Annotated in this window: 26 protein-coding genes; 14 read left to right on the top strand and 12 right to left on the bottom strand. The window is 65.4% G+C overall.

The features are described 5' to 3' along the window. Positions 1-101 precede the first annotated feature (101 nt). The 4 genes from KUV49_RS15605 to KUV49_RS15590 all read left to right on the top strand — a co-directional run bounded on the left by KUV49_RS15605 (position 102) and on the right by KUV49_RS15590 (position 3,132). A complete protein-coding gene (locus tag KUV49_RS15605) occupies positions 102-1,034 on the top strand; it encodes a hydrogen peroxide-inducible genes activator (RefSeq protein WP_222450740.1) in 933 nt (310 codons plus the stop codon). Beyond that, positions 1,035-1,406 carry a cupin domain-containing protein gene (locus KUV49_RS15600; protein ID WP_222450739.1) on the top strand — a complete coding sequence of 124 codons (372 nt, stop codon included), beginning with the start codon at positions 1,035-1,037 and terminating at the stop codon, positions 1,404-1,406. It begins immediately after the preceding gene. A gap of 134 nt (positions 1,407-1,540) precedes the next feature. Further along, complete coding sequence (locus tag KUV49_RS15595) at positions 1,541-2,323, top strand: MBL fold metallo-hydrolase (protein ID WP_222450738.1); 783 nt, start codon at positions 1,541-1,543, stop codon at positions 2,321-2,323. 47 nt (positions 2,324-2,370) lie between these two features. Next, the gene (locus KUV49_RS15590) at positions 2,371-3,132 is read left to right on the top strand and encodes a MipA/OmpV family protein (RefSeq protein WP_222450737.1); all 762 of its coding nucleotides are present in this window, start codon (positions 2,371-2,373) and stop codon (positions 3,130-3,132) included. Between the two features lie 23 nt (positions 3,133-3,155). On the opposite strand, the gene KUV49_RS15585 is transcribed toward KUV49_RS15590, so the two are convergent. From KUV49_RS15585 to ctaD, 7 genes are all read right to left on the bottom strand, one after another. Continuing rightward, positions 3,156-3,392 (bottom strand): hypothetical protein, encoded by a 237-nt coding sequence (locus KUV49_RS15585; protein ID WP_222450736.1) that lies wholly within the window; start codon positions 3,390-3,392, stop codon positions 3,156-3,158. Further along, positions 3,389-3,829 carry a MarR family winged helix-turn-helix transcriptional regulator gene (locus KUV49_RS15580; RefSeq protein WP_222450735.1) on the bottom strand — a complete coding sequence of 147 codons (441 nt, stop codon included), beginning with the start codon at positions 3,827-3,829 and terminating at the stop codon, positions 3,389-3,391. The genes KUV49_RS15585 and KUV49_RS15580 overlap by 4 nt, the downstream gene beginning before the upstream one ends. Before the next feature lie 11 nt (positions 3,830-3,840). Then, a complete protein-coding gene (locus KUV49_RS15575) occupies positions 3,841-4,128 on the bottom strand; it encodes a putative quinol monooxygenase (RefSeq protein ID WP_222450734.1) in 288 nt (95 codons plus the stop codon). A gap of 594 nt (positions 4,129-4,722) precedes the next feature. Next, positions 4,723-5,223: a GNAT family N-acetyltransferase gene (locus KUV49_RS15570; protein ID WP_261391252.1), complete on the bottom strand. Its 501-nt coding sequence runs from the start codon at positions 5,221-5,223 to the stop codon at positions 4,723-4,725. Positions 5,224-5,376: 153 nt separating this feature from the next. Further along, positions 5,377-7,842, bottom strand: a complete 2,466-nt coding sequence (locus KUV49_RS15565) for a bifunctional metallophosphatase/5'-nucleotidase (RefSeq protein WP_222450733.1) — start codon at positions 7,840-7,842, stop codon at positions 5,377-5,379. Between the two features lie 130 nt (positions 7,843-7,972). Continuing rightward, a complete protein-coding gene (locus KUV49_RS15560; protein WP_222450732.1) occupies positions 7,973-8,524 on the bottom strand; it encodes a hypothetical protein in 552 nt (183 codons plus the stop codon). Between the two features lie 79 nt (positions 8,525-8,603). Further along, entirely contained in the window at positions 8,604-10,280 is a 1,677-nt protein-coding gene (ctaD, locus tag KUV49_RS15555) for a cytochrome c oxidase subunit I (protein ID WP_222450731.1), read from the bottom strand. 370 nt (positions 10,281-10,650) lie between these two features. Between ctaD and KUV49_RS15550 the strand changes: the two genes are divergently transcribed. From KUV49_RS15550 to KUV49_RS15530, 5 genes are all read left to right on the top strand, one after another. Then, positions 10,651-11,283 carry an ATP-dependent Clp protease proteolytic subunit gene (locus KUV49_RS15550; protein ID WP_315899518.1) on the top strand — a complete coding sequence of 211 codons (633 nt, stop codon included), beginning with the start codon at positions 10,651-10,653 and terminating at the stop codon, positions 11,281-11,283. 191 nt (positions 11,284-11,474) lie between these two features. Beyond that, positions 11,475-12,737 carry an ATP-dependent Clp protease ATP-binding subunit ClpX gene (gene clpX / locus KUV49_RS15545; protein ID WP_152492982.1) on the top strand — a complete coding sequence of 421 codons (1,263 nt, stop codon included), beginning with the start codon at positions 11,475-11,477 and terminating at the stop codon, positions 12,735-12,737. Between the two features lie 260 nt (positions 12,738-12,997). Beyond that, complete coding sequence (locus tag KUV49_RS15540) at positions 12,998-13,381, top strand: NADH:ubiquinone oxidoreductase subunit NDUFA12 (RefSeq protein ID WP_152497922.1); 384 nt, start codon at positions 12,998-13,000, stop codon at positions 13,379-13,381. 38 nt (positions 13,382-13,419) lie between these two features. Then, positions 13,420-13,887 (top strand): outer membrane lipid asymmetry maintenance protein MlaD, encoded by a 468-nt coding sequence (mlaD, locus tag KUV49_RS15535; protein WP_222450730.1) that lies wholly within the window; start codon positions 13,420-13,422, stop codon positions 13,885-13,887. Further along, a complete protein-coding gene (locus KUV49_RS15530; protein WP_222450729.1) occupies positions 13,884-14,258 on the top strand; it encodes a DUF2155 domain-containing protein in 375 nt (124 codons plus the stop codon). The genes mlaD and KUV49_RS15530 overlap by 4 nt, the downstream gene beginning before the upstream one ends. Here the strand turns inward: KUV49_RS15530 and aat are convergent. Beyond that, positions 14,222-14,872: a leucyl/phenylalanyl-tRNA--protein transferase gene (gene aat / locus KUV49_RS15525; RefSeq protein WP_152492978.1), complete on the bottom strand. Its 651-nt coding sequence runs from the start codon at positions 14,870-14,872 to the stop codon at positions 14,222-14,224. The genes KUV49_RS15530 and aat overlap by 37 nt on opposite strands. Before the next feature lie 91 nt (positions 14,873-14,963). Here aat and KUV49_RS15520 point away from each other — a divergent pair, with 91 nt between their 5' ends. Beyond that, positions 14,964-15,668, top strand: coding sequence for a class I SAM-dependent methyltransferase (locus KUV49_RS15520; RefSeq protein ID WP_222450728.1), 705 nt, complete (start codon positions 14,964-14,966; stop codon positions 15,666-15,668). A 46-nt stretch (positions 15,669-15,714) separates the two neighbouring features. Here KUV49_RS15520 and accC read toward each other — a convergent pair whose 3' ends face one another. Both accC and accB read right to left on the bottom strand, forming a co-directional pair. Next, on the bottom strand, positions 15,715-17,067 hold the full coding sequence (gene accC / locus KUV49_RS15515; RefSeq protein WP_222450727.1) for an acetyl-CoA carboxylase biotin carboxylase subunit: 1,353 nt from the start codon (positions 17,065-17,067) through the stop codon (positions 15,715-15,717). 10 nt (positions 17,068-17,077) lie between these two features. After that, a complete protein-coding gene (accB, locus tag KUV49_RS15510) occupies positions 17,078-17,587 on the bottom strand; it encodes an acetyl-CoA carboxylase biotin carboxyl carrier protein (protein ID WP_222450726.1) in 510 nt (169 codons plus the stop codon). Between the two features lie 280 nt (positions 17,588-17,867). Here accB and KUV49_RS15505 point away from each other — a divergent pair, with 280 nt between their 5' ends. Further along, a complete protein-coding gene (locus KUV49_RS15505; RefSeq protein ID WP_222450725.1) occupies positions 17,868-19,349 on the top strand; it encodes a class I adenylate-forming enzyme family protein in 1,482 nt (493 codons plus the stop codon). A gap of 126 nt (positions 19,350-19,475) precedes the next feature. Here the strand turns inward: KUV49_RS15505 and KUV49_RS15500 are convergent, their stop codons facing one another. Then, the gene (locus KUV49_RS15500) at positions 19,476-19,892 is read right to left on the bottom strand and encodes a hypothetical protein (RefSeq protein ID WP_222450724.1); all 417 of its coding nucleotides are present in this window, start codon (positions 19,890-19,892) and stop codon (positions 19,476-19,478) included. Positions 19,893-19,941: 49 nt separating this feature from the next. Beyond that, the gene (locus KUV49_RS15495) at positions 19,942-21,144 is read right to left on the bottom strand and encodes a pyridoxal phosphate-dependent aminotransferase (RefSeq protein WP_222450723.1); all 1,203 of its coding nucleotides are present in this window, start codon (positions 21,142-21,144) and stop codon (positions 19,942-19,944) included. A 42-nt stretch (positions 21,145-21,186) separates the two neighbouring features. On the opposite strand from KUV49_RS15495, the gene KUV49_RS15490 reads away from it, so the two are divergent. The 3 genes from KUV49_RS15490 to KUV49_RS15480 all read left to right on the top strand — a co-directional run bounded on the left by KUV49_RS15490 (position 21,187) and on the right by KUV49_RS15480 (position 22,514). After that, complete coding sequence (locus KUV49_RS15490; protein WP_315899517.1) at positions 21,187-21,639, top strand: helix-turn-helix transcriptional regulator; 453 nt, start codon at positions 21,187-21,189, stop codon at positions 21,637-21,639. 8 nt (positions 21,640-21,647) lie between these two features. Then, positions 21,648-21,905 carry a succinate dehydrogenase assembly factor 2 gene (locus KUV49_RS15485; RefSeq protein WP_222450722.1) on the top strand — a complete coding sequence of 86 codons (258 nt, stop codon included), beginning with the start codon at positions 21,648-21,650 and terminating at the stop codon, positions 21,903-21,905. Between the two features lie 108 nt (positions 21,906-22,013). Continuing rightward, positions 22,014-22,514: a MarR family winged helix-turn-helix transcriptional regulator gene (locus tag KUV49_RS15480; protein ID WP_261391250.1), complete on the top strand. Its 501-nt coding sequence runs from the start codon at positions 22,014-22,016 to the stop codon at positions 22,512-22,514. Positions 22,515-22,584: the final 70 nt, after the last annotated feature.

The following is a 22,584-nucleotide window of genomic DNA, read 5'->3' as shown; positions in this document are numbered from 1 at the left end:
AAAAAGACATGGGAAGGGGCGGGCCGCGGTTAAATCCTATCGAAGCTGAAAATCCGATAGGAAAACCCTATCTTGAAAAAGCTCGGGACGAGGACCATGGCATGGACGAGATCACCTTGCGCCAGTTGCGCTATTTCCTGTCGCTCTGCGAGGCGGGCCATTATCGCAAGGCCGCTGAACGCGCCGGGATCAGCCAGCCGTCGCTCAGCCAGCAGATCGTTCGGCTGGAATCCGCTCTTGGCGTCGACCTGGTGGAGCGGGGGCGACGCGGCGCCGTCCTGACGCCGGCGGGGCGCGAGGTCCGCGAGCATGCCCGCACGGTGATCGACGAAATCGAAACGCTGGTGCAGCGGGCCCGCGCGGCGCGGGACGGGATCGGCGGGACGCTGCACCTTGGCACCACGCCGACGCTGGGGCCATACCTTCTGCCGTTCGTGACCCGGCGCCTGCATCGGGCGTATCCGGCGCTGAAGCTGGTGATACGCGATGCCGCGCCGCGCAGCTTGCAGGATGACCTGGTCGAGGGGCGGCACGACATGATCCTCACGCAGCTGCCGGTGCAATCGGCCGATCTCGACGTCATGCGGCTTTTTCGCGAGCCGTTGAAGCTGGCCGTGGCGCAGGACCATCCGCTGGCCGGACAGGCGCGTGTCGAGGCGGCGGACCTGCACGGGCAGGACGTGCTGTCGCTGTCCGATGCCTACCTGTTGCACGGCCAGATGCTGCGGCTGTGCGAGGATGTGGGCGCGCGGCTGCGGCAGGATTACGAAGGCACCAGCCTGGATGCGCTGCGCCAGATGACGGCGCTGGGGATGGGTGTCAGTTTCCTGCCCGCGCTCTATGTCCGGTCCGAGGTGGACGGCAAGGAGGACGACGTGGCGATCCGGCCCTTCCGCGATGGCCGTCTCGCCCGGTCCATCGGCCTGGCCTGGCGCCGGCGGGCGGCCCATGCGGCGCTGGCGCGGCGGGTCGGCGGCATCGTGCAGGCGGTGGTGCAGGAGCATTTCGCCGACCTGGTCACGCTGGAGGGATAGATGCGCAGATACAGACCGGGAGACGATGTCGGACCGCTGGAACACTGGCCCTTCGATGCGCCGCAGAGCGCCTACAGCATCGTGCGGGGCGATCCGGTCTGCCACGGGCGGCTGGATGCCGGCGGGCCAGGCCATGCCACGCGGGCGGGCATCTGGCGCTGTTCCGAAGGCGCGTTCGACTGCACCGAGCAGGGCGACGAAATGATGGTCATTCTTCAGGGCCGCTGCCGCATCACCGATCATGCCTCGGGCGACGCACTGGACCTCGGCCCCGGTGACACGGCCTTTGTCCGGGACGGCATGCGGGTGACGTGGGACATCTCCGAGGAGGTGACCAAGGCCTTCATGGGCTGGAAATCCGGCGGCTACTGATCCGTCGCGTCGATTTTCGCACAGGTGGGGCGGCGCCCCTCGCCACGGCGCTCGATCGTACTATTCTTCTTGGCGAACCGCGGTCCGGCCTTTCGCCGGTCCGCCAACCAATGCAACAGACCGGGAGGGGTCCCATGACCACCAGACGCAATTTCCTAATCGGCAGCGCCGCGGCCGGCACCGTGACCGTGCTGCCCTCGCTTGCCCTTGCCGCCGAAGAAGGCGCCAGCATAAGCTTTCTTGACGGGGCCGTCAGCATTCACCCGATCTCGCATGCGTCCTTCGTGATGGAGACGTCGGCGGGCGTGGTCTATGTCGATCCGGTGGGGGCGGCGTCGGACTATGAGGGTCTGCCCGACCCTGAACTGATCCTGGTCACCCACCGCCACGGCGACCATTTCAGCGCCGACCTTCTGGCGGCGCTGCCCGAGGTGCCGATCCTCACCAATGCCGACGTGATGGGCATGATGCCCGAGGACATGCAGACCCGCGCGCAGGCCATCGCGGCGGGCGAGACCACCGAGATGATGGGCCTCGGGATCGAGGCCGTGCCCGCCTACAATATCACCGAGGGCCGGATGGATTTCCATCCGCAGGACCGCGGCGATATCGGCTTTGTCGTGACGACGGACGCGGGCCGGGTCTATATCTCGGGCGACACCGAAGGCACCGACGAGATGCGCGGCCTGCAGGACATCGACCTTGCGCTGGTGTGCATGAACCTGCCCTTCACCATGACCGCCGAACAGGCCGCCGACGCGGTGGCCGAATTCGCCCCCGCAATGGTGATCCCCTACCATTATCGCGGCCGCGACGGCGGCACCCAGGACCCCGAAGCCTTTGCCCGGATGCTGAGCGAGGCCGGGGCCGACACGGAAGTGTCACTGCATGACTGGTACAACGGCAACCTGGGCTGACGCCCGACCTGGCAGAGGCTTCACCCAAAGACGTACAGGGACAACACATGAAATACACTTTCCTGATCGCCGCCATGGCCGCCCTTCTTCTTCCCGGTACGGCACTGGCGCAATCCGGTCCCAGCCTGTCCTTCGCGGCGGGCATCGGCGGCAATTACCAGCCCGAGTATTTCGGCTCGGACGATTACGACGCGGGCGTCACCGGCGGGTTCAAGTTCGGCCACCTCAGGATCGGCCGGCTCGAATTCGGCGATCCCGACCCCAATGCGGTCGATCTGGGCTGGCGGCCGCGCGGCTCGCTGCGCCTGATCGGCAAGCGCGACAGCTCGGACCACGTGGAACTGACGGGGCTGCGCGATGTCGATTTCAGCGTCGAGATCGGCGGCGGCGTCGGCTACACCGCCGAGAACTTCCAGGCCTTCGCGGATGTGCGCTATGGCGTGATCGGTCACGAAAGCTGGGTGGGCGAGCTTGGCGCCGACGCGATCTTCCGTCCGTCCGAGGACTGGACGGTGACGGTGGGGCCGCGCGCGCTTTGGGGCTCGGATGACTATACGTCCACCTATTTCGGCGTCACCCCGGCAGAGGCGACCCTGTCGGCCTATCCCGCCTACGCGCCCGGATCGGGCCTCGTCACCGCGGGGATCGAGGTCGGCGCGCAGTACGAGCTGTCGCAGAACTGGTATCTCGACGGCACGCTGGCCTGGAACCGCTACGTGGGCGATGCGGCGGATTCGCCCATCGTGCAGGACGATGACAGCTTCACGGCGTCCCTGGTCGTGATGCGGCGGTTCAATTTCGGGCGGTGATTGCGGCTTTGCAGTTTTGCCTGTCATAAGGCCCCGGTTTTGCCGGGGCCTTTGCGTTCTTGCCAGTGGAGGCGGCTTATCAGCCAAGCCACCACCGGCGTGATCCCCAGCGCGATGAGCGGGACCAGCACGCCCGTCAGCACCAATGTCCGTAGGGCCATCGGCCAGTCAGGCCCGATGGTTCGCAGAATTACCAACCCTGCCATCACCAGTGGCCAGACAACCAGCCACACCAGGAATATCCGCAAGACGCGTCTCATGATGCCGTGCTCTCCATCTCGTCCGCGATGATCCGGAAATATCCGGGCAGGATGGCCGTAAGCCTGTCCCGCCCCTCGGGCGTCAGGCCGATATGGCGGATGCGGCTGTCGTCCTCGTCCGTGGCCCTGGTCACCAGCCCGTCGTCCAGCAGCGTCCGCAGGGTGCGCGCCACCACCGGGCCGGACACATCCAGCCGCTCGGTGATCTCGCCCACGGTCAGGCTGTCGCGGTCTTCCTCGCGGTCGATCACGATCAGGAACAGGAAGCGCAGCTGCGACAGCCCGTGCCGCGCGAAATAGGCATCCAGCCTGCGGATCAGCAGGCTGGCCCGCCGCAGCAGGGTCAGCCCGTCGCGGATCGTCTCGGGGTCTGTGGCGTAGTGGCCGGAATAGCTTTCGATCATGCGCCGCGTGGGCAGGTCCTTGAGGAAGAACATGGGACGGGTATTCAGGCCAGAGGGTGCATGAAGGTCAGCTCCACCGGCGCGGCCAAGAGATGCTCGTAACGCTCGAACACCGCGCGGGTATAGGCTTGGGCGTGGTGCGCGTCGAAGGCAGCCTGATCGTCCCAGATCTCGGTCAGGTGCAGGGTGCCGCTGTCGGCGTTGCGGTGCAGGGTGAAATGCTGGCAGCCCGCTTCGGCGCGGGTCTCGGACAGGATGCCGAGGATGGCGTCGCGAGCCTCGATCAGGCAGTCCGGCTTGGGGTGGATGGTGGCGAAAACGCTGAGGGACATGGGGCGGCTCCTTTGATTCTGACTTTTTATTATCATGGTAGGTATCATGCTAAATGTAAACCCGCCGCATCGCCCGGAGTCATCCTCGGGCCTGACCCGAGGGTCTCTGGGCCAAGAGATCCCGGATCAAGTCCGGGATGTGTGGTCGACGAGCGGCGGGCCGTGGCGTGAAGATGAAGAAGGCATCGTTGCTGCCGGTCACGACGGAGGCCATCGTAAACCCAGGGGAGGGGCTGACGATGGCCGGGCCGCTTCGCGGCTGTTCACCGGCTGGGGCTCGATACCAGTGTCTCTCACGGATTCGAACCGTACATATAAGACGTTTGATCTACAGCCCCGGCGCGGAAACAGGCCGCAGGCCCCGCGCCATCGCCGGGCCGCCCCCACGGCCCGGCGATTGGGTGAAGCTTGGTGCATCGCTCAATCCTGTTTCGGATTTGGCCTGGATAAAGTGCTGCCGAACTTCCGTCGGATCGCCGCGCCGCGGCCCGTCGATGGCGTTCGGGGATATGGATCATACGTGTCCGCAAAGGGCTCGCACCGTACGTTCGCTACAGTAAAGATGAATGGCCGAAATGCGGGACAAAGCGGCCTTCAATCCGCAACTATGTTCTTTCGCATGATAATATAGGTCGAACGTTCAAAGCCCTTATGCGCCCCTTCTCCGGATTTGACGAACCCCAGCCGCCGGAACGTTTCATGGTTTTCGGTCAACTCTATCCTTGTCTCCAGCTCCAGGCCAGACAGTCCCATCATCTTCGCTTGCGTTTCAGCCAGCTCGACCAATGCGCGCGCCAATCCTCGCCCTCTCATGTCCTCCCGCACAGACAATTTGCCGATATATAAGTAATCCCCTTTTATCTTTATGAATATGCAGGCATCAGGTTTGTCGCCAATCGTCCAGACCTCGCCTGCCGCGCATGCGTCTCTGATACTGCTGACCGTAAGCCGATGCATCGACGAAGGTGGGTCGATACGCGCCTCCATAGAAGCAAACGCCTGTTGAACGAGTGTTAGGATGTCGGGAATTGATGCGCTATCAGGATTTACTTTGCACGCAGAACCGTTGCGCATCTCTGGAGTCCATTTGAACAAGAATTGCCTCCATTCCAGAGGAGCAGCATTTCTGAAGTATGTCAATTTGGACTCGAAGCGGACGTTTCGCTCCCGGCCCAGAGCGCTCATCTGCACCACCCAAAGCAAAGGCCCCGGATCGCGCCGGGGCCTTCTTTTTCGCGTGACGCCGGATCAGGCGAACAGGAACGCGTCCACCGCTGCGTCCAGCGCCGCGCCGTCCTGGAAGGCGAGGTTCTGGATGCGCATGTCCTCCCCGGGGCCGGTATCGGCCTCGGCGAACGCGGTTTCGGCGGTGTTGTGATTGTCCAGCAGGTACTCGGCCAGCGCGTCCTGCTCGGTGCCGTCATCGGCGAAGGTCGCATCGCCGGTCTGCACGCCTTCCACCTCGAGGGCGACAAAGTCGAAATCCTCGGGGAAGGGATAGCCGTCACCGCCGCCGATGAAACTGCCATCGTCGTCGAACCGCGGCGCGGCCAGGAAGCCCAGCGTCACCACGCCGTAGTCCTGGTCGGGGTTCACGATGACGCCGTCATCCACCAGCACCGCCCGGATCTCGCCGGTGTCGGGGTCGACGAAGGCCGCGTCGTCGATCCGCGCGCCGGCGGGCGCATCGGGGTCAAAGCTGAACTCCACGCCCGCCACCTGGATGAACTGGCCCGCCACGCCGGGCAGGGCGGCCACGCCGTGTTCCAGCACCGCCACCAGCTCGGTCGCGGTCAGCTGGCCGACGACCAGGTCGTTGTTGAACGCGAGCGTGGTCTGGATGTCGTTCTGGCTGATGCCGCCCGTGGGCTTCACGACGTTGCCGTCGCCGTCGAGGATCTGCTCGTTCACGCCGCGCAACGGCTCGCTTCCGCCGGCGGGCACCACCGTCTGCCCGATCGAGGCGCGGATGCCGCCGCCGTTCTTGATCGACACCCAGACCTCGGTGTCCGACTGGATCTCGTTGGCATAGTCCAGGTTCGCGTCCGCCGTCAGGTTGCCCAGGTTGGTTTCCTGGGTGCGCACGCCATCGGGGTCGTCGCCCGCGCCGGTGCCCGAACGGTTGCCGTTCAGGAAGACGTCCGAGATGCCGAAGACATTGCCTTCGGTCGCCAGGATCTGGTCCTGGATCGCGTCGGCGATGGCCTGGATCTCGGGGTCGATCAGACCTTCGGCATCCAGCTCCGCCACGCCCTGGTCGTCGGTGGCGTAAGCGCCCGAGACATCCGCGTCATAGCTTTCGGGGATGATGTTGCCATGGGCGTCGAACTCGATCACCAGGCGCCCCACGTACTTGTAGCTGCCATCGGTGTTGACGACCGCCGTCGTGGTGCCGCCGGCATTGTCGATGAAAGCCGGGTACTGGCCCTGCTCGCTGTCGCCGTCGCGGGCCCGGTCATTGTCGTCGAAAAGCCGCGTGTTCGAGCCGCCGGCGACGATGATATCCACGTCGGACAGTCGTTCGGCCAGCGCGAACTCGATGTCGATCTGCTGCATGTGCGCCAGCAGGATCACCTTGTCCATGGTCGGGTTCGCGTCCAGCAGGGCGTCGACCTCGGCCTGGATCGTGGCGGCTAGCGCGTCCAGCTCGGCCTCGGTGGGCTCGGTGCCGGCCCAGCCCGGGGCGATGCCCACGCCGCCGGGCGACGAGATCGAGCCGAGCGTCGGTGTCGTGGCCCCGATGACGCCGAAGCGCTCGCCGTTCTGTTCGATCACGGTCGAGGAGGTCACGACGCCCGCCTGCGGGGACTGCCCGCCCTCGACCGCCAGCGGCGCGAGGGCCTCGTCGGTGGAAAAGTCGAGGTTGCCCGACAGGTAGGGAAAGAGCGCCCCCGCGAAATCCATGCCGTCGAGGTCGGTGCCCGACAGCGCCGAGAAATCGCCCGCCGCCTCGCCCGAGATCAGACCGGCCAGCGTGGCGGTGCCGAAGTCGAACTCGTGATTGCCCAGGGCCACCGCCTGCACGCCCAGCTCGTTCTGGATCTGGATATCGGCGATCCCGGCCGAGCCGAAAACCGCCGCCGAGGCGTCATAGAAGAGGCCCGGAATGAAGGCGTCGCCCGAGGAAAGCGTCAGGGTGGCGTCGGCGCCCACATCCTCGTCGCGCAGGGCGTTCAGAACGGCCGACAGGTTCGGCGCGTCCTGCACCGCCGCCGCGCCCGCTTCCTGGTCTGCGATATGCAACAGGTTGAGCGTGAAGGTGTCGTCGCGGTCCAGCAGCTCGAGATTGACGCTGGCCTCTTCGCTTTCGGTCTCGCCGTTCGACACGCGGTAGGTAAAGTCCAGCGCGCCGTCGAACCACGGCAGCGCCTTGACCTTGACCGTGCCGTCCTTCTGGATCTTCACGAAGCCCTCGACGCGCCCGGTCTCGGAATCGCGCAACAGCACGACCTTGCGGCGGCCCACGTCCTGGCCATTGATCTCGGAGACAAAGAGGTCTTCGGGGTCGCCGTCCTCGCCCGGCAGGTCGTTGGCCAGCAGGTCGAGCTTGGAGGTGCGCCCGACGACGCCCACGAGGTCGTCATTCGCCGTGGGCGCGGGCGCCGGGTCTTGATCCCCGCGCGGGTTGCACCACTCCCAGAATCCGGGAAACTTGTCTTTCCAGGAATGGCCGCGGTGGCCCCACGGCGTGCCGAAATCGTGTTTGAAAAACATGGTCGAGATCCTCTTTGCAGGCAGCGTCCGCGTCGCAGCGACGCGGTCCCGCAAAGACAAGAGACCGGCAACGGTAACAAAGGTGCGGCGAAGATATTAAGCTTTTGTGATGCCCTGCATCTTCGCACCGTCACCGCCGGAGGCGAAGGTGTCGCAGAAAGGACCATGCGGTCAGCGCGGCAATGGCGATCATCGTGGCGACCCCTGCCAGCTGGGCGATCCGGCTGAGGCCCAGCAAGAGCCGTGTCGGGCCGCCCCCGATGTCCCCGTTGACCAGAAAAAGGGTCACAACTCCTGGAATCAGAACCATCCCAGCGATGATCGGCCAGAACAGCCAGCGCGTGAGCGACGGGAAGATCATCGCGCCCGAACGGTCCTGCACCCAAAGGACAAGGCAGGTGAAGAAGGCCGGCAGCAGCGCCAGAAGGACCGAGAGCAACGGTGCAATGAACGTGTCGTGGACGTAGCCCCTGCCGCTGGGCTGGTAGAAGGTGACGCCCGGTCCGGCGTATTCGAAAGACCAGACAAGTTCCGGTGCGAAGGGCATCAGCGCGACACTGGCCAGCGACGCCAGCAGGACGAGTCCGGCCGCCGTCGCATACAGCCGCCATGGCGCGATCCGGCGGGCGTGCAGCAGGGAGCAGGCGGCCAGAATGCAGATGACGAGAGCAAGATAGATCATCCCGACGCCCCCTCCTTGAACGAAACAGGCCCCGGATTGCTCCGGGGCCTGTATGTTGGTTCAGTTTGTCAGCCGCCGCTTAGTGGTGCGCGGGCTGCTTGTCCCAGTCTTCCCGCTTGGGCAACTGCTCGAACGTGTGTTCGGGCGGCGGGCAGGGCAGGGTCCATTCCAGCGTGTCGGCATATTCGTTCCACGGGTTGTTCTGCGTCACGCGTGCGCCGCGGAACAGCGAGTAGGCGATCACACCGAAGAAGAAGATGAACGACGCGAAGGACAGGAAGGCGCCCAGCGACGACCAGTAGTTCCAGACCGCGAAGGCCTCGGGGTAGTCGATGTAGCGGCGCGGCATCCCCTGACGTCCCAGGAAGTGTTGCGGGAAGAAGGTCAGGTTCGCACCGATGAACATCGCCCAGAAGTGCAGCTTGCCGGCCCATTCCGGGTACATCCGTCCGGTCATCTTGGGGAAGTAGAAGTACACCCCCGCGAAGATCGCGAAGACGGCGCCCAGCGACATCACGTAGTGGAAGTGCGCCACCACGTAGTAGGTGTCATGGTAGGCCCGGTCGATGCCCGCCTGGGAAAGGACGATGCCGGTGACGCCGCCCACGGTGAACAGGAACAGGAAGCCGAACGCCCAGAGCATCGGCGTCCTGAACTCGATGGCGCCGCCCCACATCGTTGCGATCCAGCTGAACACCTTCACGCCCGTCGGCACCGCGATGACCATCGTGGCCAGCATGAAGTAGGATTGCTGGGTCAGCGACATGCCCACGGTGTACATGTGGTGCGCCCACACGACGAAGCCGAGGAAGCCGATGGCGATCAGCGCCCAGACCATCGGCAGGTAGCCGAAGATCGGCTTGCGCGCGAAGGTCGCGATCACGTGGCTGATGATGCCGAAGCCGGGCAGGATGATGATGTACACTTCCGGGTGGCCGAAGAACCACAGGATGTGCTGGTAGAGCACCGGGTCGCCGCCGCCCGAAGGCTGGAAGAAGGTCGTGCCGAAGTTGCGGTCGGTCAGCAGCATGGTGATCGCGCCCGCCAGAACCGGCAGCGACAGCAGGATCAGCCACGCGGTGACGAAGATCGACCACGAGAACAGCGGCACCTTGAACAGCGTCATGCCCGGCGCGCGCATGTTCAGGAAGGTGGTGATCATGTTGATCGCGCCCAGGATCGAGCTTGCGCCCGACACGTGCACGGCAAAGATCGCCAGGTCCATCGACATGCCCGCCTCGTTGGTCGAGAGCGGCGGATACAGCACCCAGCCCACGCCCGAGCCGAGCTGCCCGTTGCCGCCCGGCGCCAGAAGCGAGGCGACACCCAGAGACGTGCCGGTGACATAGAGCCAGAAGCTGAGGTTGTTGAGGCGCGGGAACGCCATGTCCGGCGCGCCGATCTGGAGCGGCATGAAGTAGTTGCCGAAGCCGCCGAAAAGGGCGGGGATCACCACGAAGAACATCATCAGCACACCGTGATAGGTGATCATGACGTTCCAGAGGTGTCCGTTCGGGGTACATTCGCCGGCGGCCGCCGCGGTGAACCGCGCGCCTTCCATGCACATGTACTGAACGCCCGGCTCCATCAGTTCGAGCCGCATGTAGACGGTGAACGCCACCGAGATCAGGCCGACGAATGCCGACGTGATCAGGTAGAGAATCCCGATATCCTTGTGGTTGGTGGACATGAACCAGCGGGTGAAGAACCCGCGGTTGTCGTCATGTCCGTGGCCGTGAATGGCTGCGTCTGCCATCTGGGTGCCTCCTGCTGGTCATTTATACAGGGACACCGATTGGGGAAGTAAGGTCAGACAGACTCCCCCGCGACGTGTCCCGCAACACGTGGAAGGTTCTAGAATGCCCCGCGGCAATGAGCAATGCGCCAGATTGACATAGCGGGATATTTTTTGTCGCAGCCGGACGGGCCGTGAAACGCGGCCGGAGCCCCGCAAAACTTAACGATTTCTTCACCAAAACGGTGTTTGACGGGCGCGGGCGAAACGGCCCACGGGCCGCAATCGAAAATCACCGGCCGCTCTTGAAGCCCCTTCGGCCCACGCATAAGGTTCACTCCGACGCGGGCCGATCCACGGTCCGGCCGATGTGCATCAAGAGGCAGGCAACATGACAGACCCGATGGAAACCTACATGAACACGCTCGTGCCCATGGTGGTCGAGCAGACCAGCCGTGGCGAACGGGCCTACGACATCTTCTCGCGCCTGCTGAAGGAGCGGATCATCTTCGTGAACGGCCCGGTGCATGACGGCATGTCCAGCCTGATCGTGGCGCAGCTGCTGCACCTCGAGGCGGAAAACCCGTCCAAGGAAATCTCGATGTATATCAACAGCCCCGGCGGCGTCGTGACCTCGGGCCTGTCGATCTACGACACGATGCAGTACATCAAGCCCAAGGTCAGCACGCTGGTCATCGGCCAGGCCGCCAGCATGGGCAGCCTGCTGCTGACCGCCGGCGCGGCGGGCATGCGCTTTTCGCTGCCCAACAGCCGAATCATGGTGCACCAGCCCTCGGGCGGCTACCAGGGCCAGGCGACGGACATCATGATCCACGCCGAGGAAACGCTGAAGCTGAAACGGCGTCTTAACGAAATTTACGTAAAACACACCGGACAATCGCTGAAAAAGGTCGAGGAGGCGCTGGAGCGTGACAACTTCATGTCTCCCGAGCAGGCCAAGGACTGGGGCCTGATCGACGAAATCGTGGAAAACCGGGCGAAAGGCGACGAAGACGGCAGCTGATCCGCGCATCCGCGGCACGCGAGGGGCAGGGGCGATTTTGACATTGAGGTGCCAAACGCTCTGCCCTAAGCTGCCTCAAACGGACGTGAAACTAGCGACCCGCGCAAGGGCCGGATGAACCGGCCTCATCCATCCAGGGTGGCGCACATGATGGGTCTGACATACGGCGCAGGACGCCGAAAGGTGCAAGAATGGCGAACAACTCCGGTGGCGACAGCAAGAACACGCTCTACTGCAGTTTCTGCGGCAAGAGCCAGCACGAGGTCCGAAAGCTGATCGCGGGTCCCACGGTTTTCATCTGCGACGAATGCGTTGAACTGTGCATGGACATCATCCGCGAGGAGACCAAGACCGCCGGTCTGAAGGCGACGGATGGCGTGCCCACCCCGCGCGAGATCTGCGACGTGCTGGACGATTACGTGATCGGCCAGGCGACGGCGAAGCGCGTGCTGTCGGTCGCGGTGCACAACCATTACAAGCGTCTCAACCATTCCGGCAAGAACGACATCGAACTGCAGAAGTCCAACATCCTGCTGATCGGCCCCACGGGCTGCGGCAAGACGCTGCTGGCGCAGACGCTTGCGCGGATCCTCGACGTGCCCTTCACCATGGCCGACGCCACCACGCTGACCGAGGCCGGGTATGTGGGCGAGGATGTCGAGAACATCATCCTCAAGCTGTTGCAGGCGTCCGAGTACAACGTCGAACGCGCGCAGCGCGGCATCGTCTATATCGACGAGGTCGACAAGATCACCCGCAAGTCGGAAAACCCCTCGATCACCCGCGACGTGTCGGGCGAGGGCGTGCAGCAGGCGCTTCTGAAACTGATGGAAGGCACTGTGGCCGCCGTGCCGCCGCAAGGCGGGCGCAAGCATCCGCAGCAGGAATTCCTGCAGGTGGACACCACGAACATCCTGTTCATCTGCGGCGGCGCCTTCGCCGGCCTCGACAAGATCATCAGCCAGCGCGGCAAGGGCAGCGCGATGGGCTTCGGCGCCGACGTGCGCAACGTGGATGAGCGCAACGTGGGCGAGGTCTTCAAGGATCTCGAACCCGAGGACCTGCTGAAATTCGGCCTGATTCCGGAATTCGTCGGCCGCCTGCCGGTCATCGCGACGCTGGAAGACCTGGACGAGGATGCGCTGGTCACGATCCTGACCCAGCCCAAGAACGCGCTGGTCAAGCAGTACCAGCGCCTGTTCGAGCTGGAGAATGTCGAACTGACCTTCACCGACGACGCGCTGACGGCGATTTCCAAGCGCGCGATCGCCCGCAAGACCGGCGCGCGCGGCCTGCGTTCGATTCTCGAGGATATCCTTCTCGACACGATGTTCGAACTGCCCGGCATGGACAATGTCGAGGAGGTCGTGGTGAACGAGGAAGCGGTCACCGCCGAAGCCGCGCCGCTGATGGTGCATGCCGACGCCAAGAAGGAAGAGGCCAGCGCCAGCTGAGCGCCCTCCGCCCCGGCGCGGACAAATTTTTCGAAAAATTTGCCCATGAAAATCCTGTCGATTTTCATGGGCATTTTCTTTGCAAGAAAATGCTGGCCCGCACAGGCAGGGACCAGGCCGGCAGCGCCGCGGCGCGTCATGTGCCGCCTTGCCGGAAAAGGCGCCGGACTGGCGGATAGAGGCCGCCGCGGCCTCCTGCGGGCTGGACCTTGGCGGCAATCTGCGGCATATCGGGACCAGCGACGTTTCGGAGGATCATGATGGGTCTGCTCACCTCTCTTTTGCGCGCCGTCACCTGGTGGAACGGCGCCACTTTGAACACGATGATTCACACCCGGCGCAAGGGCGTGAAGGTCGGTGAGGACGATCAGGGCAACATCTTCTACCAGACCGGCGACGGCAAGCGACGCTGGGTGATCTTCAACGGCGAGGCCGAGGCCAGCCGGGTCAGCCCGGAATGGCATGGCTGGCTGCACCACACCTACAAGGAACCGCCCACCGAGGCGCCGCTGAAGCGCAAGCCGTGGGAAAAGCCGCACGAGGAAAACCTCACCGGCACCGCGCTGGCCTATGCCCCCGCGGGCTCGATCCGCCGGGCCGAACCGGCCGAGCGGCGCGACTACGAGGCGTGGAGCCCCGAGTAACCCGGCGTCCCCGGACGCGTTCACCCAGGAGGCCGTGCATGGCCAGCGAGAACTTGACCGAGGTTGCGGTCGGCGGGGCCGTCCTGGCCATCGCCGCCGCCTTCGTGATCTATGCCGGACAGGTCAGCGGCTTTTCCGCCGCCGCCCCCGAATACCAGCTGCGCGCCAGCTTTCGCAGCGCCGACGGCATCGACGTGGGCACCGATGTGCGCCTCGCGGGGGTCAAGGTGGGGCGCGTGACCGACATGCAGCTCGATCCCGAAACCTACCGCGCACGCGCCGTCTTTACCGTGCGCGAGGATATCGAGGTGCCCGACGACAGCGCGCTCGCGATCAGCTCCGAGGGGCTGCTGGGCGGCAACTTCGTGGAAATCATGCCCGGCGGCTCGCCGTTCTATTTCGCCGCCGGAGACGAGATCGAGTTTACCCAGGGCTCGGTCAGCCTGATCGGGCTTCTCACCAAGTTCGTGGCCGGCGACGAGGCCGGACAAGAGGCCGGCGAATGATCCGACGCCATCGTGCCGTGACCGCCATTCTGGCGGCGTTGCTCTGTGTCTCCGGCGCGCAGGCGCAGGAAGAGGTCGAGGTCGGCACCGGCGTCGTGCTGCGCTGGGTCGACAAGATCACCACCGAGACGGGCGACCTGGAAATCGCCAATGCCAGCGCCGGCAATGTCGGCCGGATGCGGATCGAGCTGGGCGAGTGCCGCTATCCCGCGGGCAACCCGGCGGGCGACGCCTTCGCCTTTCTCACGGTCCACCCCGAAGAGGACGCGCCGCCGATCTTTTCGGGCTGGATGATGGCCTCGTCGCCCGCGCTGAACGCGGTCGAGCATCAACGCTACGATATCTGGGTGCTGCGCTGCATCACCCAGTGAGGCGCGGGATCGAAGGGCGGGTGGTTGATATCCGCGTCGATGCGCAACGCGTGTTCCAGCGCTTCACGGTACATCGCCCGCGGAATCTCCTGCGCGCCCAGGCTGGCCAGGTGCTCGGTCTGAAACTGCGTGTCGAACAGGACGAAGCCGCAGCGCCGAAGATGCCCGGTCAGGTGCGCCAGCGCCAGCTTCGACGCATCGGTGCGGCGCGAGAACATGCTTTCGCCGAAAAAGGCCGCCCCGAGCGTCACGCCGTAGACCCCTCCCGCCAGCACGCCGTCCTGCCAGATCTCCATCGAATGCGCGTGGCCCATGCGGTGCAGGTCCATGTAAAGCGCCCGGATCGGACCGTTGATCCAGGTTTCCGAACGGGCGGCACAGCCGTCGACGGTGCCCTTGAAATCGGCATTGAGCGTGGCGGTGTAGGCGCCCCGGCGCACTCGGCGGGCGAGGGACCGCGACACGTGAAACCCGTCGAGCGGCAGCACGCCGCGCAACCGCGGATCGACCCAGAACAGCTCCGGATCGTCGCGCGACTCGGCCATCGGGAAAATTCCCGCCGCGTAGGCCTGTAGCAGAAGTTCCGGATCGAGAGGCGGCTGGCGGTCGGACATGGACACTCGTGTCGGCGGGCAGGGCGGCGTTTACCGTTCGTTACGGGATGTCATGCTAAGCGTTTGCCCGGGTCATGGCAAAGGAGATGACATGGACGGCCTGAATGACGCGCCGGATACGGGCGCGGCCGGGGATCCCGGCACTGTCGAGGTGACATTGCGGCAACGCGCCAACCGCCGGCAGGCGCGGTACGGGATGCTGTTCGACTGTTTTCGCCACGTCATCACCGACAGCAGCGTGCTCTATCTCGGCGCCGGGGATGGCAGGTGGTGCGCCGACCTGGCGCAGGCCGGCGCCCTGCAGGTCGTCGGGGTCGAGGCGCAGGACGAGCTTATCGCCCGATTCGACGGTCTGCCCTCCATCGGGGCGCGGGAACGGGTCGAGATGCGCCGCGCCGCGCCGCTCGACTTTCTGCAAACCGCCGCCGACATGGACAAGAGGTTCGACCTCGTGGTGCTGATGGACGTGCTGCGCGACGTGTCCGACCTCCACGAGGTCTTCGAGGATATCGCCAGGCTTCGCCCCAGGATGGTGATGGGGGACGGGGTGCTGGCCACCTCGGCGGAGCCGCTCTTGCGGCTGGAACCGCGCCGCGCCGCCGGGGCCACGGCCCGCGCGCCGCACATGATCCCCAGCCGCGGCGCGATCACCCAGGCTGCCACCGCCAATGGGTTCGAGGTGGACTGGACCGACTGGACGCAACTGCCGCCGTCGCTGCGCGAGGGGCTGTCGGACTATTACCGCTCCGGCCCCATCGCCCGCGCGAGTTTCACGCTGATCGACGCCGGAACGTGAGGTCCGGCGGGCATCGCACAGGCCCCGGGACCGGGCCATGGCGGCCTCAGCCCTCCTGCAGGTTGGTTTCCAGCCAGTGCTCCAGCCAGTGGATGTTGTAGTCGCCCGAGTGAATGTCGGGCTCCTGCAACAGCGCGTGAAACAGCGGCACCGTGGTGTCGACACCGTCCACGATCAACTCGCCCAGGGCGCGGTTCAGCCGCGCCAGCGCGGTGGCACGGTCCTGTCCATGCACGATCAGCTTGCCGATCAGGGAATCGTAATAGGGCGGGATGGAATAGCCATCGTACAGCGCCGAATCCATCCGGACGCCCAGGCCGCCGGGGGCGTGGAACTGCGTGATCCGGCCCGGCCGGGGCGAGAAGGTCGGCAGCTTCTCGGCGTTGATACGGACCTCGATCGAATGACCGTTGATCTTCAGGTCCTCCTGGGTGAAGGACATCGGCAGCCCCTCGGCCACGCGGATCTGCTCCTGCACCAGGTCGACGCCGAAGATCGCCTCGGTCACCGGGTGCTCGACCTGAAGCCGCGTGTTCATCTCGATGAAATAGAACTCGCCCTTCTCGTAGAGAAACTCGATCGTGCCCGCACCGGCATAGTCGATCTTGGCCACCGCGTCGGCGCAGGTCTTGCCGATCCGCGCGCGCTCTTCCTCGGTGATGCAGGGGCCGGGGGCCTCCTCGAACACCTTCTGGTGGCGGCGCTGCAGCGAACAGTCGCGCTCACCCAGGTGCACCGCGCGGCCCTTGCCGTCGCCAAAGACCTGGATCTCGATATGGCGCGGCGTGGTCAGGTATTTCTCGATATAGACCTCGTCATTGCCGAAGGCCGCCTTGGCCTCGGACCGCGCGGTCAGAAAGGCATGCTCCATCTCGGCGGCGGTCTTTGCCACCTTCATGCCGCGCCCGCCACCGCCGGCGGTGGCCTTGACGATCACCGGATACCCGATCTCGTCCCCCAGCGCCTTGGCCGCCGCAAGGTCCGGCACGCCGCCCTCCGAGCCCGGCACGCAGGGTACGCCAAGCGCCTTCATCGTGTCCTTGGCGGTGATCTTGTCGCCCATCACCCGGATATGCTCGGCCGTGGGGCCGATGAAGATCAGGTCGTGGTCCTCGACGATCTGCACGAAATTGGCGTTTTCGGACAGAAAACCGTAACCGGGGTGGATGGCCTGTGCGCCCGTCACCTCGCAGGCGGCGATGATCGACGGGATCGACAGATAGCTCTCGGAGCCCGGCGGCGGGCCGATACAGACGGATTCGTCGGCCATGCGCACATGCATCGCGTCGGCATCGGCGGTCGAATGCACCGCGACGGTCCGGATGCCCATTTCGCGCGCGGCGCGGATCACCCGCAGGGCGATCTCGCCCCGGTTGGCCACAAGGATCTTGTCGAACATCGCTTGGCCCTTATTCGATGATCATCAGGGGGGCGCCGTATTCCACCGCGGCGCCGTCCTCGACCAGGATGCGCTTCACGGTCCCGGCACGCGGGGCGGGGATGTGGTTCATGGTCTTCATCGCCTCGACGATCAGCAGCGTATCGCCCTCGGCGACCTGCTGACCCACCGCGACGAAGGCGGGCGCGCCGGGTTCGGCCTGCATGTAGATCGTGCCGACCATGGGCGATGTGACCGCGCCGGGATGGCTGGCCGGGTCCTCGGACGGCGCGGGGGCGTCCGACGCCGGTGCCGCGGCCGGGGCAGAGGGCGCGGCCGGCGCCGCCGGGGCAGGGGCGGGCGCCGACATCTGCTGTACCACCTTCTGCTTGCGGCTGACGCGCACGTTCAGCGTGTCGTCGTCGCCGTATTCGCGCTTGACCTCCAGCTCGGTCAGGTCGTTGTCGTTCAGCACCTCGGCCAGCGCCTTGATAAACGCCACATCCGCGTCGTGGTTCGTCTTGGAAGTCTTGTCCGGCATCCCGTATCCTCGAAGCTAGGGTCGCGGCCCACTGTCCCGTCCGGCCGCGCCTGTCTTGTTTTGCGCGCTTATAGGCCAGGACGGGCCTACTTGAAAGCGCCTATTTGCAAGGAAATCTGGGGCATTTGGCGCCGGATTGCGAGGGGAAAATCAAACCGGCCGCAACCGGGTGGCTTTTCGCCATCGAAAGTCTGTTCCACCGGGCCGGGACAGGGTTTACCATGATCCGGGCGTCGGTCGGCGAAACACCGGCCGCGACACTCCGACCGCGAGGATGCGCATGAACATCGCCCATTGGCTCCAGCGCCAGGCAGAGGCAGGCGGGACCGCGCCCGCGCTCTTTCACGGCACGCGACGCGTCGCCGACTATGCCGGGTTCCACGCCCGCGCGGCTGCCTTCGCCGGCGGCCTGGTCGCGCGCGGCATCGGTCCCGGCGACCGTGTGGCGCTCTTCATGGCGAACCACCCCGCCTATCTCGTGGCGCTGTTCGGCAGCTGGATCGCCGGGGCCGTGGCCGTGCCGGTCAACGCCCGCCTGCACGGGCAGGAGGCGGCCTGGATTCTCGACAACGCCGCGGCGTCGCTCTGCATCGCGACCGGAGCGCAGGCCAAGGCGCTGGCGGGGGCGCTGGAGGGGGCCGCCTGTCCGGTGGCGTCCCCGGACGAGGTCGCGGGCGACGCGCTGCCCCTCGTGTCGCGGGCGCCGTCGGACCTCGCGTGGCTCTTCTACACCTCCGGCACCACCGGGCGACCCAAGGGCGTGCAGATCACCCACCGGATGCTTCAGGCGATGAGCCTGGCCTACCTCGCCTCGGTCGATACGGTCGGCCCGCAAGACACCACGCTCTACGCCGCGCCGATGAGCCACGGCGCCGGACTCTACAGCCTGGTGCATGTCCTGATGGGCGCCCGCCACGTGGTCCCCGAAAGCGGCGGCGTGGATCCGGGCGAAATCCTCGACCTCGCGGCGCAGTTCGGGCGGATGCACCTTTTCGCGGCGCCCACGATGGTCCGGCGCCTGACCGACCATGCCCGGCAACACGGCCGCGACGGCACCGGCCTGCGCAGCGTGATCTATGGCGGCGGGCCGATGTACGTGGCCGATATCGAGGCGGCGCTGGACGTGTTTGGCCCGGTCTTCGTCCAGATCTACGGACAGGGCGAGGCGCCCATGGCGATCACCGCCCTGCCGCGCGAGGACGTGGTCGCCCGCCGCGCTCTTGCCACCGTGGGCCGCGCCCAGGCCGGGGTTGAACTGCGCGTCGGCGACGCGGCGGGCCGCCCCCTGCCACCGGGCGCGGTGGGCGAGATCATGGTGCGCGGCGACCTGGTGATGCCGGGCTACTGGCGCAACCAGGCTGCCAGCGCCGAGACCCTCCGCGACGGTTGGCTGATGACGGGCGACATGGGAAGCCTCGATCCCGAGGGTTACCTCACGTTGCAGGACCGCTCGAAGGACGTGATCATCTCGGGCGGGCAGAACATCTATCCCCGCGAGGTCGAGGAGGCGCTGCTGACCCACGGATCCGTGTCGGAGGTGGCCGTGGTGGGCCGCAAAAGCGCCGAATGGGGCGAGGAGGTGGTGGCCTTCGTGGTGCCCGTGGGCGAGACGCTGGACGACGCCGCACTCGACGCCCATTGCCTGGCCCGGATTGCCCGGTTCAAACGCCCCAAGGCCTATGTCGCGGTGGATGAACTGCCCAAGAACAATTACGGCAAGGTGGTCAAGACCGTGCTGCGGGACCGGCTGTCGCAGGACTGACGGCGCGGGCGGAAATCTGCAAATTTCCGCACCATTTTCTTGCAAGAAAATGCCCCGGGATTTGCGTAAATCCTGTCCCGGAAAATACGCATTTTCCGGGCCAATTTCCGCGCGGAAATTGGTGGCTCAGCCCTCGTCCGTGTCGCCGGACAACAGCCGGTCCGCCTTCTTGCGCACCAGCACCGAGCGCAGGTCGTGCATCGCCAGCAAGAGCGCGTCGGTCACGTCTTCCAGTTGCTCGTCCGTGGCGCGCGATTGCGCCCAGTGCGTGGTCAGGTTCAGGTAATCCACCGCCCGGTGGATGTCGTCGATGTCCCGCCTTGCCAGCAGCTCGGTGCGGGCATCCATCCATTCCTTGATGACCCGCGCATCCTCGTCGGTCAACGCCCTGTCGCCATGCGGTTTGACCTGTCCGTTCTTGATGTTGATGACCGCGATCTGGTCCATCTCGATCCGCCGCTGGCGGTTCTCGGTGTCCACGCGAAACACGAATGCTCCATTCTCGCGGACGCGGAAGTAATAGTCTGGCAACTCGCCGCTCACGCGGGCCTCCCCTGCGACGTGACAGGATTTCGGTCAATCGCCTGACCCATTACGACAATTTCCCGCAAAAGTCCGCTATCCGGGCGCAGGCCTCGTTCAGGGCGGCATCCGATGTGGCGTAACTGACACGGAAATAGGGCGACAGGCCGAAGGCCGCGCCATGCACCACCGCGACGCCGGTTTCCTCCAGCAGGGCCGTCACGAAGGCCTCGTCACTGTCGATCGCCGTGCCGCTCGCGCTGGTCTTGCCGATCAGCCCTTCGATCGAGGGATAGACATAGAATGCCCCCTCGGGCCGCGGGCAGGTGATGCCCGGGATCGCGTTCAGCGCGTCGACCACCAGGTCGCGCCGCCGCACGAAGATCGCGTTATGGGGGGCAAGGAAATCCTGCGTCCCGTTCAGCGCCTCGACCGCCGCCCACTGGCTGATCGAGCAGGGGTTCGAGGTGGATTGCGACTGGATCTTGCGCATCCCCCCGATCAGCACCTCGGGCCCGGCGGCATAGCCGATCCGCCAGCCGGTCATCGCGTAGGCCTTGGAAACCCCGTTGCAGGTCAGCGTGCGCTCGTAAAGGCCCGGTTCCACCTGCGCTGGCGTGCAGAAGCGGAAATTGCCATAGGCCAGGTGCTCGTACATGTCGTCGGTCATCACCCACACATGGCTGTGCCGCATCAGAACATCCGTCAGCGCCTTCAGGTCGTCCCACGAATACCCCGCCCCGGTGGGATTGGACGGCGAGTTGAAGATGAACCAGCGGGTCTTCGGCGTGATCGCCGCCTCCAGCGCCTCGGGTGTCAGCTTGAACCCGGTCTCTATCCCCGCCTCGACGATCACCGGCGTACCGCCGGCCAGCGTCACCATGTCCGGGTAGCTGACCCAGTAGGGCGCCGGGATCACCACCTCGTCGCCGGGGTTCAGCGTGGCCATCAGCGCGTTATAGAGGATCTGCTTGCCGCCCGAGGCGATGCTGACCTGCGCGGGCGTGTAGTCCAGCCCGTTGTCGCGCTTGAACTTGGCGCAGACCGCCTGTTTCAGCTCGGGGATGCCGTCGGGCGCGGTATAGCGCGTGCGGCCGTCCTCGATGGCGCGGATGCCCGCCGCGCGAATGTTCTCGGGCGTGTCGAAGTCGGGCTCGCCCGCGCTCAGGCCAATCACGTCCTCGCCGGCGGCTTTCATCTCCAGTGCCCTGGCAGAGATCGCCATGGTCGGCGAGGGTTTCACACGGGCCAATGTCGCGGATAGCGGATTCATGTCGCACCTCGGGTGGTTTTTCGGCTGTGGTCTTCGTAGGTCATGGCCCGTATGCTAGGCAAGACGCATTCGATGGGCCACGCCCCGGAAAGGAAGACCATGACCGCCGAAACGCAAAACGACTGGTACGATCCCGAGGCCACCACGTTCGGTGACCGCCTTGCGGGCGCGCGCGAGGCGGCGGGCATGACGCAAAAGCAGATGGCGCAGCGCCTCGGCGTCAAGCTCAAGACTCTGCAGGGCTGGGAAGACGACGTCACCGAACCGCGGGCGAACAAGCTTTCCACCATTTCCGGGCTGCTGAACGTCAGCCTGCGCTGGCTTCTGATGGCCGAGGGCGACGGCCCCGACGCGCCCACCGACGCCGCCGAGGATGCGGACGTGACCGCTCTCGTGACCGAGATCCGCGCCCTGCGCACCCAGGTGGTCGGCACCGCCGAACGTCTTGGTCTGCTTGAGAAAAAACTGCGCAAGGCGCTGCAGGACCGGGTCTGATCCCGCCCGTGACCGAGACCGGCGACACCAGGCTGAAGCGGCTACGCATGCGGTCGATGCGGCGCGGCACCAAGGAGATGGACATCCTGCTGATGCGCTTTTCCGAGGCGCGTCTGGCCGCGCTGTCCCCGGCCGAACTGGATCTCTACGAGGCGCTGCTGGAAGAGAATGACCAGGACCTCTACCAGTGGGTCACGGGGCAGACGCCGCCGCCGCCACACCTGGCCGACCTGATCGGGCAGGTCCGGGCCGTCTCCGCCGGCTGATTCAAGCCGCGAAATAGTTCGCATTTTACGCGGTATTGGCGGCATTTAACCGATTATTCGGCTTTCTTTGTCACATCGGTCTCCGAGCAGTAGCGCACGGAGACAGTGATGAGTTTTCAACAACAGATGCCGACCGCTGTGCAGTCGGATGGATTCATGGCGGGGTATCTCGATGCGCTGTCACTGGTGGAGCGGCTGCACCGGCTGCTTCTGGATGTCATCAAGGACGAGTTCGAGCGCATCGGCGTGCTCGAGATCAACGCGGTACAGGCGCTGCTGCTGTTCAATGTCGGCGACAACGAGGTCACGGCGGGCGAGTTGAAGACCCGCGGCTATTACCAGGGCAGCAATGTCAGCTACAACCTCAAGAAGCTGGTCGAGATGGACTACATGCACCACCAGCGTTGCGAGATCGACCGCCGCTCGGTCCGCGTGCGGCTGACGCAGAAGGGGCGGGGTATCCGCGACGTGGTGGCCGGCCTGTTCGAACGGCACGCCGAAGGGTTGCAATCGCGCAGTGTGATCAGTCATGACGGCATCGACCAGATCACCGGCGCCCTGCGCCGGGTCGAACGCTACTGGACCGACCAGATCCGCTATATCTACTGACGCGTCTCGCCGGAAACCCGAGCCCCTTTCGGTTGACGACCGCGCTACGCCTTGCGCTGAAAACCCGGGT

Origin of the sequence: Roseovarius atlanticus (assembly GCF_019802205.1) — a bacterium.
Taxonomy (GTDB): domain Bacteria; phylum Pseudomonadota; class Alphaproteobacteria; order Rhodobacterales; family Rhodobacteraceae; genus Roseovarius; species Roseovarius atlanticus_A.
The sequence above is the reverse complement of the archived record's forward strand: the minus strand, read 5'-3'. Positions and strand labels throughout refer to the sequence as shown.